The following is a 15,934-nucleotide window of genomic DNA, read 5'->3' as shown; positions in this document are numbered from 1 at the left end:
CCTTCGACCGGCCCCGCCCCGTGTCACGCTCCGGGGTCCGCGCGGCCGAAAGGGCAGCCGGCGTCTTCACCGCGCCAGACCCGCCAGCAGGTTCACGGTCACGGCGATGATGAACGCGCCGAACAGGTACGACACCATCGAGTGCCGCAGCACCGTACGACGCATCTCGTTGCTGGTCAGGTTCGTGTCGGAGACCTGGAACGTCGTCCCGATGGTGAACGCGACGTACGCGAAGTCGGAGTAGCATGGCGGTTCGGGCTGGTTGAAGTGCACCCCGCCGTCCGGGCCGGTGTAGTAGATGCGGGCGTACCGGGCGGCGAACACGGTGTGCACCACGAACCAGGAGAGCACCACGCTGAGCACGCCCAGGCTGCTGTGCAGCTCCCGGGCCGGCCCGGGGGGCGCGCTCTGGGCGCTGGCCACCACCAATCCCACGGCCAGCAGGCTGGCCAGGCAGGCGACGAGCAGCAGGGCGTCCCGGATCGCCCGGTTCGGGTCCTCGTGCACGGCCAGCTGGGCGGTCCGCTCGGCGTCCATCGGCCAGATCTTGTGCCAGACCAGCACGAGCCAGCTCAGCGCGCCCACGTCCCAGCCGGCCAGCGCGGCGAGCGGCAGGGGCAGCAGCAACGCGAAGGCGCAGCCGGAGATGACGCCGACCACCGCCACCACGGCGAGCTGCTTCGCGGCAGCCGGGAAACGCACGTCCGCTGGCCGGTCGGGGCCGGTCCGGGTCATGCGGGCCGCTCCCGGGTCAGGGCGGTGGGCGCCACCGCCGGGTCAGATGCCGCGCAGGTGCTGCGAGACCCGGTTGTGCTTCTTGTCCCGGGCCTGCTCGGCCCGCTGGGCGGGACCCACCTCGGGCGCCGCCTCGATCCCGGCCGACCGGGCCACCTCGGTCCCGTTGGCGTAGTCGACCGGCGGCAGGGCGCGCAGCGCCTTCAGCACGTCCGGCGGGGCGCCTTCCCGTTCGGCCTCGCGGACCACGTCGTCCTTCTCGGCCGGGTAGTCCAGGCTCGACAGGTACTGCAGGACGTCGGCGTAGCTCGCCATGGCGTGGGCTCCCTCGGGCATCGATGTGGTGACGACCGGCGGCGGTTACCCGCCCGCCGGCCGGTCACGCCCACCCACCGGAGGAATCCCGGCGCCGTTTCTCCTCCGCCGCCGCGGGTACCCGCAGACGCCGACGCGAGCCCGAGGGAGTACGCGATGAACTACGACACCTTTATCGACCAGGTTTCCCAGCGCACCGCCACGTCGTCCGAGCGGGCGGTCGAGCTGACCCGGGCGGTGCTGGAGACGTTCGCCGAGCGGTTGACCGGCGGCGAGGTCCTGGACCTGGCCGCCCAGTTGCCCCAGCCGCTGCAACTCGTGCTCAAACCGAGCCCGAGCACGGAGCAGGCGGACCGGTTCGGCGCGGCGGAGTTCGTCGCCCGGGTCGCGTTGCGCGCCGGTGTGCCGGAGCCCGCCGCCGAGGATGCCAGTCGGGCGGTCTTCACCACCCTGCGCGAGGCGATCACCGGCGGTGAGTTCGATGACGTGGTGACCCAGCTGCCGCGTGACTACCGGGGTCTGGTCGAGCAGGCGATGGCCCCGGGCGCGACGCTGCGCCGCGGCTGACAGCGCTCGTTCCGGGCACGCACAGCGGTTTACCAGGGCAACCATCGATGTCCCGCTTGGCGTGGCGATTCCGCCTGGCCTAACCTTGTCGTGCGAGGGGAGTACTTCCCACGAACCATTCCGGTCAGTACGGCGCGCCCGGCGTGCCTCGGGTGGTTGCCCATCAGGTGGTGGGTGAAGGAGACCTCGAACATGACGGTGTTCGAGGAGACCCCACATGAGTCAAGTGTCGTATCTGTCCGCCGCCAGTGAGCTGTCGTCGGTGGGCACGCCCACGCTGTGGGTGGTCACCATCATCGGTGTCATCCTGCTGTTGGTGCTGGACTTCCTGGTCACGCGTCGCCCGCACGAGGTGTCCATGCGGGAGGCCATCGGCTGGTCGGCGTTCTACATAGCGCTGCCGCTGGCGTTCGGCGCCTGGATCTGGTCCCGCTTCGGCTCCCAACAGGGCGTCGAGTACCTGACCGGTTACCTGGTGGAAAAGTCGCTCTCGGTCGACAACCTCTTCGTCTTCATGCTGCTGTTGGCGGCCTTCGCGGTGCCTGCGGTGCTCGCCCAGCGGGTGCTGCTCTACGGCATCGCCGGCGCGCTGGTGCTGCGGGCCGTCTTCATCGCCCTCGGCGCGGCGGCGTTGCAGACCCTCGACTTCGCCTTCCTGCTCTTCGCGATCATCCTCATCGCCACCGCGGTGAAGCTGCTGCGCGACGCCATGTCCGGGCATGAGCAGGAAGTCGACATCAACAAGATGCGCTCGGTGAAGCTGCTGCGCAAGGTCATGCCGGTGGTCGACGACTACCACGGCACCAAGATGACGGTCCGGCAGGGCGCGAAGCGGGCACTCACGCCGTTCGCCCTGGTGGTGGTCGCGGTGCTGGCCACCGACATCGTCTTCGCGGTCGACTCGGTGCCGGCGGTCTACGGCATCACCGAGGACCCGTACCTGGTGTTCGCCACCAACGCGTTCGCCCTGCTCGGCCTGCGGGCGCTCTACTTCGTCCTGCACGCGGCGCTGAGCCGGCTGGTGCACCTCAGCTACGGCCTGGCCATCATCCTGGCGTTCATCGGTCTCAAGCTGGGTCTGCACTGGGCGCACGGCATCTGGGACAGCGTGCCGCAGATCCCCACCCTGGCCTCGCTCGGCGTGATCATCGGTGTGCTGGTGGTCGTCACGTTGACCAGCCTGCGCGCCACCCGGGGAGGCGACCTGCCCGAGGACCGCAAGGTCGTCGCGGACCGGCACTGACCGCGCCGCGCCGGCTGACGACGGGGTACGCGGGAAAGCTCCCGCCCCGCCCGGCGCGGGTGGTACGACTGTGCAATGGGAATCGTGTCACCGGGCTTTCAGGGTCGGCCCCGAACGCAGGAGCCGGCCCTGCCACCCGGTCAGTATCTGACCGAGGACTTTCCGGTGCTCTCGGCCGGCCCGACGCCCCGGGTGTCACTGGACACCTGGGAGTTCGTCATCTCCGCCGAGAACGGCAGTGAACACCGGTGGTCGTGGCAGGAGATGATGGCCCTGCCGCAGGAGACGCCGATGGTGGACATCCACTGCGTCACCCGCTGGTCCAAGCTCGGCACCAACTGGCAGGGCGTCTCACTGGACACGTTGCTCGCCGACGTCGACACGGGGGCGCACTTCGCGCTGGCGCACTCCTACGGCGGGTACACCACCAACCTGCCGCTCGACGACCTGCGCGGCGGCCAGGCCTGGGTGGTGCACACCTTCGACGGGGCGCCGCTGCCCGCCGAGCACGGCGGGCCGGCGCGGCTGCTCGTGCCGCACCTGTACTTCTGGAAGTCCGCCAAGTGGGTGCGCGGCCTTCGGCTCAAGACGATGGACGAGCCGGGGTTCTGGGAGACCGCCGGGTACCACGACTACGGCGACCCGTGGCGCGAACAGCGGTACCAGGGTGACTGAGCGCGCCGTGGCGACGAGCACCCAGCGTCGGACGCCGAACCGTTGGCAGGTTGGCCGGCTGGTGGAGCGCCGGGTGGAGACACCGACCGCGCAGACCCTGGTGCTGGAGGTGCCGGACTGGCCGGGGCACCTGCCCGGGCAGCACGTCGACCTGCGGCTCACCGCCCCGGACGGCTACCAGGCGGCCCGGTCGTACTCCCTCGCCGGGCCGGCCGTGGACGGGCCGGGAGGCCCGCGCATCGAGGTGACCGTGCAGCGGGTGCACGACGGCGAGGTGTCCCCGTACCTCATTGATGTCTTTGGTGCCGGCGACCCGGTGGAGGTCCGCGGACCTCTCGGTGGCTGGTTCATCTGGCGGCCCGAGGAGACCGCGCCCGTGCAGCTCGTCGCCGGTGGCTCCGGCGTCGTGCCGCTGATGGCGATGATCCGGGCGCGGCGGGCGGTGGGCAGCAAGGCGCCGTTCCGGCTGATCTACTCGGTGCGCACCCCGGGCGACGTGATCTACGCCGACGAGCTGCGCCGCCGGGTCCGCGACGATTTCGGGTTGGACGTCGCGTACGTCTACACCCGTGAGGCGCCCGAGGGCTGGCGCGGTGAGCCGCACCGGATCGGCCTGGCCGACGTCAACACGCACGGCTGGCCACCGGACCTGGAACCGCTCACCTACGTCTGTGGCCCGACCGCGTTCGTGGAGACCGTGGCCGACCTGCTGGTGGGCCTGGGCCACCCGTCACGTCGGGTCAAGACCGAACGCTTCGGCCCCACCGGCTGACCATCCGCTCGCCCACGCAGTGTCGAGGAGATCCGATGACCGAGATGTCGTACCTGGACGGCAACATGCTCGACGGCCCGATGCGTGAGCTGTTCACCGTCGACCTGAGCAGCGCGATGGGCCGCTGTGAGAACTGCGGGACGACCGGCTCGATGGCCAGCCTGCACGTCTACTCGCACGCCCCGGGTCTCGTCGCCCGCTGCCCCTCCTGCGAGGAGGTGATGGTGCGGCTGGTGCGCGGACCGGACCGGGCCTGGCTGGACATGCGTGGCACCACCTACCTCCAGGTGCCGATGCCGATGGAACAGCCGTTCCCCGGCCCGCTCTGACGGGTCGCGCGGAACGTCGCGAAACTCGGGTGCGGTCGACCTGGCACATCCCTAGGCTCCGGCTCGGACGGCTGGCACGGCGTCCGGTCCGATGGGAGATGAGCGCAGCGATGACCGCACACCTGTTCGCGATCAGCTTCGACGCGAGCGAGCCTCTGCGGCTCGCGCAGTTCTGGTCCGGGCTCCTGGGGCGGGAGATCGTCGACGATCCACACGACGGCGTCCTGCTCCTACCCACCAACGACAACGAGTTCCACCTCCGCTTCGCCCCGAACCAGCAGCCGAAGGTCGTCCAGAATCGGATGCACTTCGACCTGACCAGCAGTTCGTTGGAGGACCAGCGGCAGACGGTGGCCAGGGCACTGGAACTCGGCGCGCGGCACGCCGACATCGGGCAGGGCCCGGAGATCGATCATGTGGTGCTCGCCGACCCCGAGGGCAACGAGTTCGACGTCATCGCTCCGGGCAACAATTTCCTCGCGGGCTGTGGCTTCGTCGGTGCGTTGGCCTGCGACGGGTCGCAGAAGGTCGGGTATTTCTGGAGCCAGGCGCTGGGGTGGCCGCTGGTCTGGGACCAGGACGAGGAGACCGCGATCCAGTCGCCGCACGGCGGCACGAAGATCAGCTGGGGTGGCCCGCCGTTGATGCCGAACGGCGGCAGGGATCGGGTGCGTTTCGACCTCGCCCCGGCTGTCGACGTCGATTGGCAGGTCGAGGTCGACCGTCTGCTCTCACTCGGGGCGACGCGAGTCGACACCGACCAGGACGGGGCGGGCCGACTGGTGCTGGCCGACCCCGATGGTCAGGAGTTCAGCCTGCTGACGTCCCGCTAGTCCACCGTCAGTCGAAGATGGACACCCGGGTGCGGTGGTGCCGAGGGTCTTCGATCTCGTCGATCACCGCGACGGCGAGATCGGCGTACGACAGCGTCGTTGATCCGGACGCGGTCACGGTGTCGCCGCCGACTCGGTACCGGCCCCGTCGTGGGGCTGCCGGGTCCAGCATCGCCGGCGGGTGAGCATGAGCCAGTCGACAGCGGTGTTCGAGTACGAACTCACCCCGCTGGGGCGAACTCTGTTGACCCTCATCGAGGCGGCGCGCGCCTGGAGCAAAAGTCACCTCCCGGCGCTGCTCGCGACCCGGGGGGGCACGCGGCGGCCGGTTGGACAACGGCGGCACCGGTCGGTCAGAGTGATCCGCCGTGAGATACCTGCGTACCGGTGGTCCCGCCGCGATCCGGCGGCCCCGGCCCACCGACTCCGACGAGTTCATCGCCGCCGTGCGGCGCAGTCGGGACCTGCACCACCCCGGGTTGGCCGCGCCGGCCAACCCGGAGGAGTACGAGCTCTATCTGCGTCGGATCCGTCGCCGCGACAGCGCCGGTTACCTGATCTGCGACCGGGCCAGCGGCGAGATCGCCGGCTACGTGAACATCAGCGGGATCGTGCTCGGTGCGCTGCGCGGCGGCTACCTCGGGTACGCGGCGTTCCTGCCGTACAGCGGGACCGGGCACGCCTCGGCGGGCGTCGCCCTGGTGATCGACCACGCGTTCACCTCGGTCGGGTTGCACCGGCTGGAGGCGAACATCCAGCCGGGCAACGAGCCGTCCCGGCGGGTGGCCCGCAAGCTCGGCTTCCGGTTGGAGGGATTCTCCCCGGACTACCTGTTCATCGACGGGGCTTGGCGCGACCACGAGCGGTGGGCGATCACCGCGCCGACCCCCGCCTGAACTTTCACCCGGACCGGGTGATGACGCTCCGTACCCTTCTTCCTACGGTGAGTGTCATGGCTGCCGTGCGCGCGACCCCTGCCAACCCCATTCCCGGCCTGTCCGTCGCGGATACCGACAGCGCCGACCAGCGGGCCATCCCGCCCGAGCTGGGTCCGAACTCCCTGGCGGTGCTCAGCGGGCCCACGTTCCTGTACTCCAACGCGTGCGGGGAGGTGCCGACGGGCAGTATCGGTGGGCTCGTCCACCTGGACACCCGCCTGATCAGTGGTTGGAGCCTGACCGTCAACGGCGGCGAGCTGTTGCTGCTGCGCGCCGAGACCATCGACCACTACTCGGCGCAGTACGTGCTCACCAACCCGGAGTTGCCCGGGCTGCCGCCGAACACGCTGGGCCTGCGGCGGCTGCGCTACGTCGGCGACGGGTTTCACGAACGCGTCGAACTGGTCTCCTTCCGGCTGGAGCCGGTCCGGGTGAAGCTGCGGCTGGCCGTCGCCGCCGACTTCGCCGACCTGTTCGAGGTCAAGTCGAGGGTCCGGGACCGCTCCGCCGAGATCACCCGTCACCACGCCGCCGACGGGTCCGAGCTGTGCTTCTCCTACCAGCGCGGTGACTTCTCCGCGCAGACCCGGGTGTGCAGCGCGACGCCAGCCGACCGGATCGAGGGCGACGACCTGATCTGGGAGCTGGAGCTGGGCCCCCGCGAGGAGTGGAAGGTCGACCTGCACGTGCCCCTGCCGCCCGGCATGGGGGTGGTGGAGCCGGTCCGGGGCGACATCGCCGACGTCATCCACGGGCGGGCCGACGACCCGCTGCGCCGGTGGCTGGAGGACCGGGCGGTGCTGCGCAGCGACAACGCGGCGTTGGAGCGCACCATGCGGCAGTCCCGCAACGACCTGGCGGCACTGCGGCTCGACCTGGAGGTCAAGGGCCAGCGGATTCTGCTGCCCGGTGCCGGGTTGCCGTGGTTCCTCGCCGTCTTCGGCCGGGACACTCTGATCACCGCGTACCAGACGCTGGTCGCCGGGCCCGCGCTGGCGAAGGGCACGCTGCTCGCCCTGGCCCGGCTGCAGGGTGAGACGTGCGACGACTTCACCGACGAGGAACCCGGCAAGATCCTGCACGAGGTGCGCAGCGGCGAGCTGACCCGCAGTGGCGAGAAACCGTTCGGGCCGTACTACGGCAGCGCCGACGCCACCCAGCTCTGGTTGATCCTGCTCTCCGAGTACTGGCGCTGGACCGGCGACGACGAAACCGTCCGGCACCTGCGGGACAACGCGCTGGCCGCGTTGCGCTGGATCGACGATTACGGCGACCGGGACGGCGACGGCTACGTCGAGTACGGCACCCGCTCGCCCGAAGGGCTGGGCAACCAGTGCTGGCGGGACTCCCCGGACGGCGTGTGCTTCGCCGACGGCAGGATCCCCGTGCTCCCGCTGGCCACCTGTGACCTGCAGGGCTACACCTACGACGCCAAACTGCGACTCGCCGAGTTGTTCGACGGGCCGTTGGACAACCCCACGTTGGCGCGGCGGCTGCGCGACGAGGCCAACACCCTGTACGAGCGGTTCAACCACGACTTCTGGATCGAGGAACGGGGCGGCTACTACGCGGTTGGCCTGGACGGCGACAAGAATCGGGTCGACTCCAAGACCTCGAACATGGGTCACCTGCTGTGGAGCGGAATCGTCCCGCCGGAGCGGGCCGACGCGGTGGTGCGGCAACTCATGTCGCCGGACATGTTCTCCGGTTGGGGCATCCGCACGCTGTCCCGGGAGGAGCGGCTCTACAACGCCCTCGGCTACCACCTGGGCACGGTCTGGCCGCACGACAACTCGATTGCCGCGCTCGGCCTGGCCCGGTACGGCTACCGGGCCGAGTCGAACCGGATCAGCCTGGCGATGATCGAGGCGGCCGACCAGTTCGGTTACCGGCTGCCGGAGGCGCTCAGCGGTTTCGACCGGGAACGACTGCTCTTCGCCGTGCCGTTCCCGACCGCGTGCAGCCCGCAGGCGTGGGCGGCCGGCACCCCGCTGGCCCTGATCCGCGCCATGCTCGGCGTCAACCCGGTCAACGGCCGGCTGGTCCTCGACCCGGACGTCCCCGAGGAGTTGGGCCGGATCACCGCCGAGCGGGTCCGGGCGTTCGGCCAACATTGGGAGTTGGAGGCGGTGGGCCGCAGCGGCCACGTCCGGCTCCAGCCGAGCTGAGCGTGGGTGGCGCGTCGGACGTTTGTCCCGGCCTTCGACGGGAAACGGCGCGCAATGACGAAACCTCGTGTGGTGATCGTGGGGGCCGGGTTCGCCGGTTACCACGCGGCGAAGACGTTGAGCCGGATCGCCCGGGACCGGGCCGAGATCGTGGTGCTGAACTCCACCGACTACTTCCTGTACCTGCCGCTGCTGCCCGAGGTGGCGGCCGGGGTGGTCGAGCCCAAACGGATCGCCGTGCCGCTGACCGGGACGCTCAAGGGCGTCCGGGTGGTGGTCGGCGAGGCGGACCACGTCGACCTGCAGAACCGCTGGGTCGGCTTCACCCAGGCCGAGGGGGAGAAGAACCGGCTGGCGTACGACCGGCTGGTGCTCGCCGTGGGCAGCGTCAACAAGTTGCTGCCCATCCCGGGCGTGACCGAGTACGCGCACGGCTTCCGCGGCCTGCCCGAGGCCGTCTACCTGCATGATCACATCGTCCGGCAGATCGAGTTGGCCGAGCAGGCCGAGGACCCCGCCGAGCAGCGGGCCCGGTCCACGTTCGTGGTGGTCGGGGCGGGCTACACCGGCACCGAGGTCGCGGCGCACGGGCAGCTGTTCACCGACGCGCTGCACGCCCAGCGGCCCCGGCTGACCGTCCGGCCCCGCTGGATGCTGCTCGACGTGGCGCCCCGGGTGCTGCCGGAGTTGGACAAGCGGATGTCGGACACCTCGCAGAAGGTGCTCGACAAGCGTGGGGTGGACGTGCGGATGGGCACCTCGGTGGCCGAGGCGACCTGCGACGGGGTGAAGCTCACCGACGGCGAGTACATACCGACCTGCACCCTGGTGTGGTGCGTGGGGGTGCGCCCCGACCCGTTCGTCAACGAGCTGGGCCTGCGCACCGACCGGGGTCGACTGGTCACCGACGAGTTCCTCAACGTGCCCGGCTACCCGGAGGTGTTCGCGTGCGGCGACGCCGCAGCCGTGCCCGACCTGGTCAACCCGGGCAAGGTGTGCGGGATGACCGCCCAGCACGCGCAGCGGCAGGGCAAGCGCGCGGCGTACAACATCGCCGCGTCGTACGGTTTCGGCCGGCGTAAGCCGTACAAGCACCACGACCTGGGGTGGGTCGTCGACCTGGGTGGCAAGGACGCGGCGGCGAACCCGTTGCAGATCAACCTGGCCGGGTTGCCGGCCAAGGCGGTCACCCGGGCGTACCACCTGATGGCGATGCCGGGAAACCGCACGCGGGTCAGCGCCGACTGGGCGTTGGACGCCGCGTTGACACGGTCCGCGGTCCAGCTGGGGCTGGTGCCGGCGAACGCGGTGCCGTTGGAGAGCACCACACCCGAGGTCGCGAGCCGGTCCCGCTGAGCGGGCCCCCGGGCAGGTCGTCGGAAGACGGGCAGGCCGGTGGCGACACCGGCCGCCCGCGACGGTCAGTCGGTGGGGCCGGCGGGCCGCGCGGACCGCGCGGCCGGACCGGCCGGCGGGGCGGGTCGGAGCCGGCGCGGCCCGTACTCGCGCAGCAGGGTCTGGATGATGCCGGCGGCGGGGATGGCCAGCAGCGCGCCGAGCAGACCGGCCAGCTCCGCCGCGAGCAGCACGCTGATCAGCACGGTCAACGGGTTCAGCCGGACCGCGCGGGACAGGATGAGTGGCTGGAGCAGGTGGTTCTCCAGCTGTTGGTAGACGACGAAGAAGACCAGCACCACCACCCCGGCGGTGGGGGAGTGCAGGAAGCCGGCGCCGGCCGCGATGACCGCGCCGAGGGTCGCGCCGACCAGCGGTATCAGGTCGGCCACCGCCACCAGCAGGGCGATCACGGCCGCGAAGGGCACCCCGGTGAGGGTCAGCACCAGGTAGGTCAACGCCCCGCAGATCACGCTGATCAGCAGGTTCCCGGTGAGGTAGCCGGTGACGGTGCGCGACACCTCCCGGCCCACCCGGCGTAGCCGCTCACCCTGACCGTCCCCGCCCGCCGCGAGCAGGCCGCGGGTGATCCGCGGCGCCTCCAACACCATGAGGTACGCGAGCACGATGACCGTGACCAGCCCGGCGACGGACTCGACGACGCCGCGCAGCACACCGACTGCGGGTTGGCGCAGCCGGCCGCCGAGGTCGCGCAGCTGCTCGGAGTGCTCGCTGACGTAGCGTCGTGCCCCGGTGCGCTCCAGCGCCTGCCCCACCGGGCCCTGTCCGGCGCGGGCCTCCCGCAGCAGCTCGGGCGCCCGGTCGGCGAAGCGACCCAGCTCCCCGAACAACGGCACCAGGATGAGCGCGGCCAGGATCGTCAGCAGCACGAACGCGGCGAGGAACACCAGCAGCGTGGCCAGCGCCCGACGCCTGACGAAGCGGCGTTGCAGCCGGTCGACAAGGGGTTTGAGGGCGATGGCGAAGAAGGCGGCGACCACCGCCCAGACCAGCACCCGCCGGGTCGCGTACACGAAGCCCAGCGCGAGCGCGGTCGCCAGCACCAGACCGATCACGATCAGGGTTCGGCGGCCGGTCGCCCGATCGTCGGCGTTGCTCATCCGACGGGCCTTCCCCGCGCGGGCCGTCGGAAACCCGGCATTGCGGGCACAACGGTGATCAGTGGTGGGAGTCGGCGTCGGTGACGGGGTGGGCGCCGGCGACGAACGTGTCGAGCGCGCCGGCGTGCAGCAACCCGCCGGGCACCGGGTCGCGCAGGGCGGCCACCGCCAGCCGGGCCACCGGCAGGCCGCCGGGACGGGAGGTCGCGGCGAGCACCAGGTTGCCGTACCTGCGGCCGCGCAGCATCCGCCGGTCGCCGACCACGCACACGTCGGCGAAGACCGCCCGCAATGTGGCCACCTGCACCCGGGTGCCCACCAGTGGCGGCAGGTCCGTGACGTTGACCAGGTACAACCCGTCGGGGCGCAGGACGCGGGCCACCTCGGCGGCGAACTCGACGGTGCGGACGTGCCGGGGCATCCGGGCCGCGCGGTAGATGTCGGCGATCACCAGGTCGTACCGGCCGTCCGGGGTGGCGGTGAGGGCGTCCCGGGCGTCGGCGACCTCCACCCGCACCTCCGGCGGCAGCGGAGGCAACTCCCGGGCGACCAGCTCGACCACCGCCGCGTCCCGCTCGACGACCCGTTGCGGTGAGCCGGGCCGGGTGGCGGCCAGCCACCGGGGCAGCGTCAACGCGCCGCCACCCAGGTGCAGGACGCTCAGCGGGGCGCCGGCCGGCGCCGCCAGTTCCACCACCGAGGCGATCCGCCGGACGTACTCGAAGTGCAGGTGGCGCGGATCCTCGACGTCCACGTACGACTGCTCGACGCCGGCGGACAGCAGTGTCCGGCCGGTCCGGCGGACCGGGTCGGCGACCAGTTCCAGCCGGTCGGCGGCGCGGTTCATATCGGGCACGCTAGCCGAGCCCACGGTCCATCCGGTGGGTGGCCCGGCACGCCGGACGGGCCGGCGGAGCGGGGTCGCCCCCGGTCCGCCGGCCCGGCGCTGTCGCGGTGGCCGTCAGCCGCCGGCCATCCCGGCACCCACCTCGTCGATCGCGTCGTCGATCTGGCGGGCGAGGTCCACGTCGAGCGCGGTCACCCCGTTGGCCTGGCTGGTCCGCACGGTCAACACGGCGGCGGTGTCTCCCGGACGCCCGATGCTCGGGCCACGGCCGTTGTCCTGGCGCAGCCGGTCCAACCGGGCGAGCACCCGGTCCAGGTTGTCGGGCGGCAGCGCGACCACCCGGTAGAGCCCCTGGCTGTCGCCGGCCCAGTAGGGCAGGTCGTCCAGCGCCGCGCTGATCTCGTCGGCGTCCAGGGTGGGCGTGGTGGTGGAGGCGCCCACGAGGCCGCCGCCGGCCTCCGGCGGGTTCAGCAGGTCGCGCAACCCGTCGGGTACGTGCAACGACTCGATCAGGTCGCCGTCCTGCTCGGCGAGCGCGGCGATCGTCGCCTCCGCCTGGTACCGGGCCTGCTCCGGGGTGTTGCCGCTGATCCGGCCCACCTCGGCCAGGAAGCCGGGCAGGTCCTGGTGCCGCTCGATGCCGTCGACCGGTAGCACGTCGTGCAGCGACGACGGCACCGCGGTGAGCAGCCGCTGCCGCTCGGCGGCCTCCAGGGCGAACGCGAGCACCAGCACGGTTGCCTCGGTGCCCACCTTGGCCGTCTTGAAGTCGACCCCGGCGCGACGCCGGACCTCGTCGACCAGCTCGTGGTAGCCCACGCTGCTCACACCTGCCGCGCCGCTCGGCGGGGACGGCTGGGGCCGCGGATTGTCGGCGCTACCGACCGGCGGCGGCGCCGGCCCGCCCCGGGTGCTGTCCGGTTTGCGCATTCCGGCCGCTGGTGGGCCGGCACGCTTACCCGCGTCGAGGCTCGTGAGCTGCTTGGTGGCGCTCAGGCTGGCACCGATCTCGCTGGGCTGGCGATTCTGTTCGCGGGCCTGCCGGGCCAACGCCCGGCGCCTCTGGTTGTCGCCCTCCATCTGCTTGCGCATGCTGGCACCCCTTCCGCTGGGGATCGTGGCTGCGCCAGTCGCCTTCCCGCCGCCCCCGAGAAGGAAACGGAGGCCGCCGGCCGGGTCGGCCCGGTCTCCGCCACGCTTCATCCGGCGGGGGTGAGGGGCGCTCACCCGCACCGCCCGCACGATCGGGTCAGGACCGGAGTTCTTCCGAGGTACGCGGAAGGAAGGTCGTCATGAAGGAAGTCGTCGAGATCGTCCCCGCTCGACCCGGCTGGTACGCGCGCTGGCAGCTCACACCCGATGTCACCAGGTGTTACGCGGTGAGCCTGTGGGCGCTGCTGGAGGAGGCCGACGGGACGGGCCGCGAGGTGATCGGGATGGACTGCATCGGTCAGTGGCCCGGTGCGGACGACAACGAGGCGGGTGGGCAGTTCGTCCGCTACCTGTACCAGACGCCCGATTCGGGGAAGCCCGAGGACGTCGACCCGGCCCCGATCGGCGAGTTGCGTGAGGACGGCCCCCGGCTCCAGCCGATGACGGCACCCTAGACATTCCTCCGGCCCCCGACCCCAGGTCCCAGGGTCGGGGGCCATCCCCGTTTGCTGCCCGGGGTGGCCCTCGGATCAGCCGATGGCGCGCACGTCGTCGTCCGCGTACGCCACGGCCAGCAACTCACTCAGCCCCGTGCGGTCCAGCATTCGCTGGAGCTGGGGGCTGACCCCGGTCAGTCGGATCGCCCCGGCGGCGCGGTGCACCACCAGCAACGCGCTGAGCCCGGAGGAGTCGCAGAGAGTCACCCCGGTCAGGTCTACCAGGACCGGGGCGTCGCCGTCGCCGCCCAGCTCGGCGGCGGCGGCGATCAGCTCGGGCGCGCTGTCGTAGTCGAGCTCGCCGGTCAGCCGGAGTCGGACCTGCCCGGCGGCGAGCCGGGTCGTCTCGATGGTCAACAGCTGGTCGGGCATCCCACCATTTTCCTTGTCGAGCGACAAAACGCAAAGCGGAGGGCCTCGAACGGCTCCCGGTGTCCCTGGCCCGACGCCCCGTCCTGGCGGTGCCCCCCACCCGCCGTGAGATGCCGCTATCCGGGTTCGGGCGTAGGGTGGCTGGAGAGTTGTGACCGTGGACGCCGGTTCCGGCACGGGTTCGGTGAACGAGAAGGAGTGAGGCTCAGCTGGTGACTGCTTCCGACGTCAGGGACTGGGACCCGGGCGACGGACGGCTCTCCACGCCGAGCACGACACGACCCTCGGCGTGGTCCGCCGACGTTCGCCGTCCCACTTCGGCCCTGCCGCCACTGGCCCCCGACCGGGGTCAGGGCACGCCGGACTGGTTCGAGGTCGTCGAGCACTTCCGTGAGGGTCTGGTGGTCTGCGACGCCGACGGCGTGGTGCGGCATATCAGCCCGGTCGCCGAGCGGTTGCTGCCCGAGGTGACGCCCGGCGAGCTGCTCAGCGCGGCAGGTGTGCCCGGCCTGAGCGAGGGCGTCCCCGGCGGTTTCACCCATCGCGAGCGCAGGCTCACCGCCCGCCAGGTGCCGCTCTCCGGCGGGCGCTGCTGCTGGTACGTGGAGGACGTCACCGACAGCGTCAGCCGCGCCGACGCGCTGCTCGCCGAACGGGCGCGCTCGGCGTTCCTGGCCGTGGTCGGCGACAAGCTGGGCAACCCGCTGCACCCCGACCGGGCCGCCGCCGCGGTCGTTCGACTGGCGGTGCCGACCCTGGCCGAGGTGGCGGTGCTGGTGCTCGCCCCGCGGGGCGGTCGCGCCCGCTGGTGGCGGGCCTCGCGCACCGACGACGAGGCGCCGACGGTGGACAGCGGCGTGCTGGCCGGCGGCGAGTTGCCGACCGCGTTCGCCGACGGGCTGACCGGGGCCGAGCCCCACGCGGTGGACTGGCTGGTCGAGCAGGCGGTCGACGCCGGGTGGCTGCCGGGGCTCGCCGGCACCGAGAGCGCCGCCCGGGTCGTCCCGCTGCCGGGCCGCGACGCGCCGGTTGGTGTGCTGCTGGTGGCCCGTCGCGCCACCCGCTGGTACGACGAGGCCGACGTGGAGCTGGTCCGCGCGTTCGCGGCCCGCGCCGGCGCGGCGTTGACCACCGCGCTGCTCTACCGCGACCAGGCGGAGGTGGCCGACACCCTTCAGGCCAGCCTGCTGCCGGTCGAGCCGGTCGAGGCCGTCGGCGTGCAGTGGGGCACGGCGTACCGGCCCGCGCAGGCGGGGCTGCGCATCGGCGGGGACTTCTACGGTTCGCACCGGCTCACCGACGGTGGCTCGGTGTTCTTCCTCGGCGACGTGTCGGGCAAGGGCGTCGAAGCCGCCGTCTTCACCGGCCAACTCCGCCAGTGCCTTCAGGCGCTGCACCGGTTGGAGTCGAACCCTGCGCGGTTGCTGCGGCTGCTCAACGACGCGCTGCTGGAGACCACCCAGGCGCATGGTCAGGGCCGCTTCGCCACGATCGTGCTCGGCGTGGCCCGTCCGGAGCGCGACGGTGGCCTCACCCTCACCATGGCCGGCGGCGGGCACCTGCCACCACTGGTGCTGCGCGCCTCCGGCGAGGTGGAGACGGTGCCGTTGCGCGGCATGCTGATCGGGGTGGTGTCCGACCCCCGCGTCGGAGAGGTGACCGTGCGGCTGGCGCCGGGCGAGACCTGCCTGCTCTACAGCGACGGCGTGACCGAGGCCCGGGGCGGCCGGCGCGGCGACGAGCTGTTCGGCCCCGAGCGGCTGGTCACCGCGCTGACCGGCTGCCAGCGGATGCCCGCGCCGGCCCTGGCCGAACGGGTCGAGCAGGTGACCTGCGACTGGCTGGCACAGGGCGACCACGACGACATCGCCGTGCTGGCGCTGCGGGCGGCAGGCCTGAGCGGGCGCGGGGCGCGGCACCTGCACTCGGTGCCCGACCGCATCGACCAGACAGAGGGGACCGACGCGTGACCGCC

At 71.9% G+C, this 15,934-nt stretch carries 18 protein-coding genes; 11 read left to right on the top strand and 7 right to left on the bottom strand.

The window, feature by feature from the left end; all coding sequences use genetic code 11:
• Positions 1-66: 66 nt before the first annotated feature.
• Positions 67-735 carry a DUF1345 domain-containing protein gene (locus ACFYL6_RS10980; protein WP_387170101.1) on the bottom strand — a complete coding sequence of 223 codons (669 nt, stop codon included), beginning with the start codon at positions 733-735 and terminating at the stop codon, positions 67-69.
• Between the two features lie 42 nt (positions 736-777).
• On the bottom strand, positions 778-1,050 hold the full coding sequence (locus ACFYL6_RS10975) for a DUF2795 domain-containing protein (RefSeq protein WP_030332551.1): 273 nt from the start codon (positions 1,048-1,050) through the stop codon (positions 778-780).
• A 156-nt stretch (positions 1,051-1,206) separates the two neighbouring features.
• Here ACFYL6_RS10975 and ACFYL6_RS10970 point away from each other — a divergent pair, with 156 nt between their 5' ends.
• The 6 genes from ACFYL6_RS10970 (at position 1,207) to ACFYL6_RS10945 (ending at position 5,469) form a co-directional block, all read left to right on the top strand.
• The gene (locus ACFYL6_RS10970) at positions 1,207-1,617 is read left to right on the top strand and encodes a DUF2267 domain-containing protein (protein ID WP_238660011.1); all 411 of its coding nucleotides are present in this window, start codon (positions 1,207-1,209) and stop codon (positions 1,615-1,617) included.
• Positions 1,618-1,834: 217 nt separating this feature from the next.
• A complete protein-coding gene (locus tag ACFYL6_RS10965) occupies positions 1,835-2,860 on the top strand; it encodes a TerC/Alx family metal homeostasis membrane protein (protein ID WP_387170098.1) in 1,026 nt (341 codons plus the stop codon).
• 75 nt (positions 2,861-2,935) lie between these two features.
• On the top strand, positions 2,936-3,535 hold the full coding sequence (locus ACFYL6_RS10960) for a sulfite oxidase-like oxidoreductase (protein ID WP_387170096.1): 600 nt from the start codon (positions 2,936-2,938) through the stop codon (positions 3,533-3,535).
• A gap of 7 nt (positions 3,536-3,542) precedes the next feature.
• Positions 3,543-4,307: a ferredoxin reductase gene (locus ACFYL6_RS10955; protein WP_238660031.1), complete on the top strand. Its 765-nt coding sequence runs from the start codon at positions 3,543-3,545 to the stop codon at positions 4,305-4,307.
• Positions 4,308-4,342: 35 nt separating this feature from the next.
• Positions 4,343-4,636: a DUF6510 family protein gene (locus ACFYL6_RS10950; RefSeq protein WP_387170094.1), complete on the top strand. Its 294-nt coding sequence runs from the start codon at positions 4,343-4,345 to the stop codon at positions 4,634-4,636.
• A gap of 110 nt (positions 4,637-4,746) precedes the next feature.
• Complete coding sequence (locus ACFYL6_RS10945) at positions 4,747-5,469, top strand: VOC family protein (RefSeq protein ID WP_387170092.1); 723 nt, start codon at positions 4,747-4,749, stop codon at positions 5,467-5,469.
• A gap of 7 nt (positions 5,470-5,476) precedes the next feature.
• Here the strand turns inward: ACFYL6_RS10945 and ACFYL6_RS10940 are convergent, their stop codons facing one another.
• Positions 5,477-5,641, bottom strand: a complete 165-nt coding sequence (locus tag ACFYL6_RS10940) for a hypothetical protein (RefSeq protein WP_387170090.1) — start codon at positions 5,639-5,641, stop codon at positions 5,477-5,479.
• A gap of 196 nt (positions 5,642-5,837) precedes the next feature.
• Between ACFYL6_RS10940 and ACFYL6_RS10935 the strand changes: the two genes are divergently transcribed.
• Genes ACFYL6_RS10935 through ACFYL6_RS10925 form a run of 3 tightly spaced genes read left to right on the top strand, consistent with a single transcriptional unit; the run spans position 5,838 to position 9,931 of the window.
• A complete protein-coding gene (locus ACFYL6_RS10935) occupies positions 5,838-6,365 on the top strand; it encodes a GNAT family N-acetyltransferase (RefSeq protein WP_387170088.1) in 528 nt (175 codons plus the stop codon).
• A 56-nt stretch (positions 6,366-6,421) separates the two neighbouring features.
• A complete protein-coding gene (locus ACFYL6_RS10930) occupies positions 6,422-8,575 on the top strand; it encodes a glycogen debranching N-terminal domain-containing protein (RefSeq protein WP_387170086.1) in 2,154 nt (717 codons plus the stop codon).
• A 54-nt stretch (positions 8,576-8,629) separates the two neighbouring features.
• Positions 8,630-9,931, top strand: coding sequence for an NAD(P)/FAD-dependent oxidoreductase (locus ACFYL6_RS10925; RefSeq protein WP_387170084.1), 1,302 nt, complete (start codon positions 8,630-8,632; stop codon positions 9,929-9,931).
• A 65-nt stretch (positions 9,932-9,996) separates the two neighbouring features.
• On the opposite strand, the gene ACFYL6_RS10920 is transcribed toward ACFYL6_RS10925, so the two are convergent.
• The 3 genes from ACFYL6_RS10920 to ACFYL6_RS10910 form a co-directional block, all read right to left on the bottom strand.
• Complete coding sequence (locus tag ACFYL6_RS10920; RefSeq protein ID WP_387170083.1) at positions 9,997-11,091, bottom strand: AI-2E family transporter; 1,095 nt, start codon at positions 11,089-11,091, stop codon at positions 9,997-9,999.
• 58 nt (positions 11,092-11,149) lie between these two features.
• Positions 11,150-11,938 (bottom strand): spermidine synthase, encoded by a 789-nt coding sequence (locus ACFYL6_RS10915; RefSeq protein WP_387170081.1) that lies wholly within the window; start codon positions 11,936-11,938, stop codon positions 11,150-11,152.
• Positions 11,939-12,052: 114 nt separating this feature from the next.
• Positions 12,053-13,030 carry a DUF2267 domain-containing protein gene (locus tag ACFYL6_RS10910; protein ID WP_387170079.1) on the bottom strand — a complete coding sequence of 326 codons (978 nt, stop codon included), beginning with the start codon at positions 13,028-13,030 and terminating at the stop codon, positions 12,053-12,055.
• 200 nt (positions 13,031-13,230) lie between these two features.
• Between ACFYL6_RS10910 and ACFYL6_RS10905 the strand changes: the two genes are divergently transcribed.
• The gene (locus ACFYL6_RS10905) at positions 13,231-13,545 is read left to right on the top strand and encodes a hypothetical protein (protein ID WP_387170077.1); all 315 of its coding nucleotides are present in this window, start codon (positions 13,231-13,233) and stop codon (positions 13,543-13,545) included.
• Between the two features lie 75 nt (positions 13,546-13,620).
• Here ACFYL6_RS10905 and ACFYL6_RS10900 read toward each other — a convergent pair whose 3' ends face one another.
• Complete coding sequence (locus ACFYL6_RS10900) at positions 13,621-13,959, bottom strand: STAS domain-containing protein (protein ID WP_387170075.1); 339 nt, start codon at positions 13,957-13,959, stop codon at positions 13,621-13,623.
• A gap of 212 nt (positions 13,960-14,171) precedes the next feature.
• Between ACFYL6_RS10900 and ACFYL6_RS10895 the strand changes: the two genes are divergently transcribed.
• Complete coding sequence (locus ACFYL6_RS10895; RefSeq protein WP_387170073.1) at positions 14,172-15,929, top strand: PP2C family protein-serine/threonine phosphatase; 1,758 nt, start codon at positions 14,172-14,174, stop codon at positions 15,927-15,929.
• Positions 15,930-15,934: the final 5 nt, after the last annotated feature.

Source organism: Micromonospora sp. NPDC007208, assembly GCF_042869175.1.
In the GTDB taxonomy this organism is placed as follows: domain Bacteria; phylum Actinomycetota; class Actinomycetes; order Mycobacteriales; family Micromonosporaceae; genus Micromonospora; species Micromonospora foliorum.
The sequence above is the reverse complement of the archived record's forward strand: the minus strand, read 5'-3'. Positions and strand labels throughout refer to the sequence as shown.

What these genes read in the sequence shown, in the direction of transcription:
- ACFYL6_RS10980 (WP_387170101.1), bottom strand. Translation starts at nt 735, where the DNA reads ATGACCCGGACCGGCCCCGACCGGCCAGCGGACGTGCGTTTCCCGGCT.
- ACFYL6_RS10975 (WP_030332551.1), bottom strand. Translation starts at nt 1,050, where the DNA reads ATGGCGAGCTACGCCGACGTCCTGCAGTACCTGTCGAGCCTGGACTAC.
- ACFYL6_RS10970 (WP_238660011.1), top strand. Translation starts at nt 1,207, where the DNA reads ATGAACTACGACACCTTTATCGACCAGGTTTCCCAGCGCACCGCCACG.
- ACFYL6_RS10965 (WP_387170098.1), top strand. Translation starts at nt 1,835, where the DNA reads ATGAGTCAAGTGTCGTATCTGTCCGCCGCCAGTGAGCTGTCGTCGGTG.
- ACFYL6_RS10960 (WP_387170096.1), top strand. Translation starts at nt 2,936, where the DNA reads ATGGGAATCGTGTCACCGGGCTTTCAGGGTCGGCCCCGAACGCAGGAG.
- ACFYL6_RS10950 (WP_387170094.1), top strand. Translation starts at nt 4,343, where the DNA reads ATGACCGAGATGTCGTACCTGGACGGCAACATGCTCGACGGCCCGATG.
- ACFYL6_RS10945 (WP_387170092.1), top strand. Translation starts at nt 4,747, where the DNA reads ATGACCGCACACCTGTTCGCGATCAGCTTCGACGCGAGCGAGCCTCTG.
- ACFYL6_RS10940 (WP_387170090.1), bottom strand. Translation starts at nt 5,641, where the DNA reads ATGCTGGACCCGGCAGCCCCACGACGGGGCCGGTACCGAGTCGGCGGC.
- ACFYL6_RS10930 (WP_387170086.1), top strand. Translation starts at nt 6,422, where the DNA reads ATGGCTGCCGTGCGCGCGACCCCTGCCAACCCCATTCCCGGCCTGTCC.
- ACFYL6_RS10925 (WP_387170084.1), top strand. Translation starts at nt 8,630, where the DNA reads ATGACGAAACCTCGTGTGGTGATCGTGGGGGCCGGGTTCGCCGGTTAC.
- ACFYL6_RS10920 (WP_387170083.1), bottom strand. Translation starts at nt 11,091, where the DNA reads ATGAGCAACGCCGACGATCGGGCGACCGGCCGCCGAACCCTGATCGTG.
- ACFYL6_RS10915 (WP_387170081.1), bottom strand. Translation starts at nt 11,938, where the DNA reads ATGAACCGCGCCGCCGACCGGCTGGAACTGGTCGCCGACCCGGTCCGC.
- ACFYL6_RS10910 (WP_387170079.1), bottom strand. Translation starts at nt 13,030, where the DNA reads ATGCGCAAGCAGATGGAGGGCGACAACCAGAGGCGCCGGGCGTTGGCC.
- ACFYL6_RS10905 (WP_387170077.1), top strand. Translation starts at nt 13,231, where the DNA reads ATGAAGGAAGTCGTCGAGATCGTCCCCGCTCGACCCGGCTGGTACGCG.
- ACFYL6_RS10900 (WP_387170075.1), bottom strand. Translation starts at nt 13,959, where the DNA reads ATGCCCGACCAGCTGTTGACCATCGAGACGACCCGGCTCGCCGCCGGG.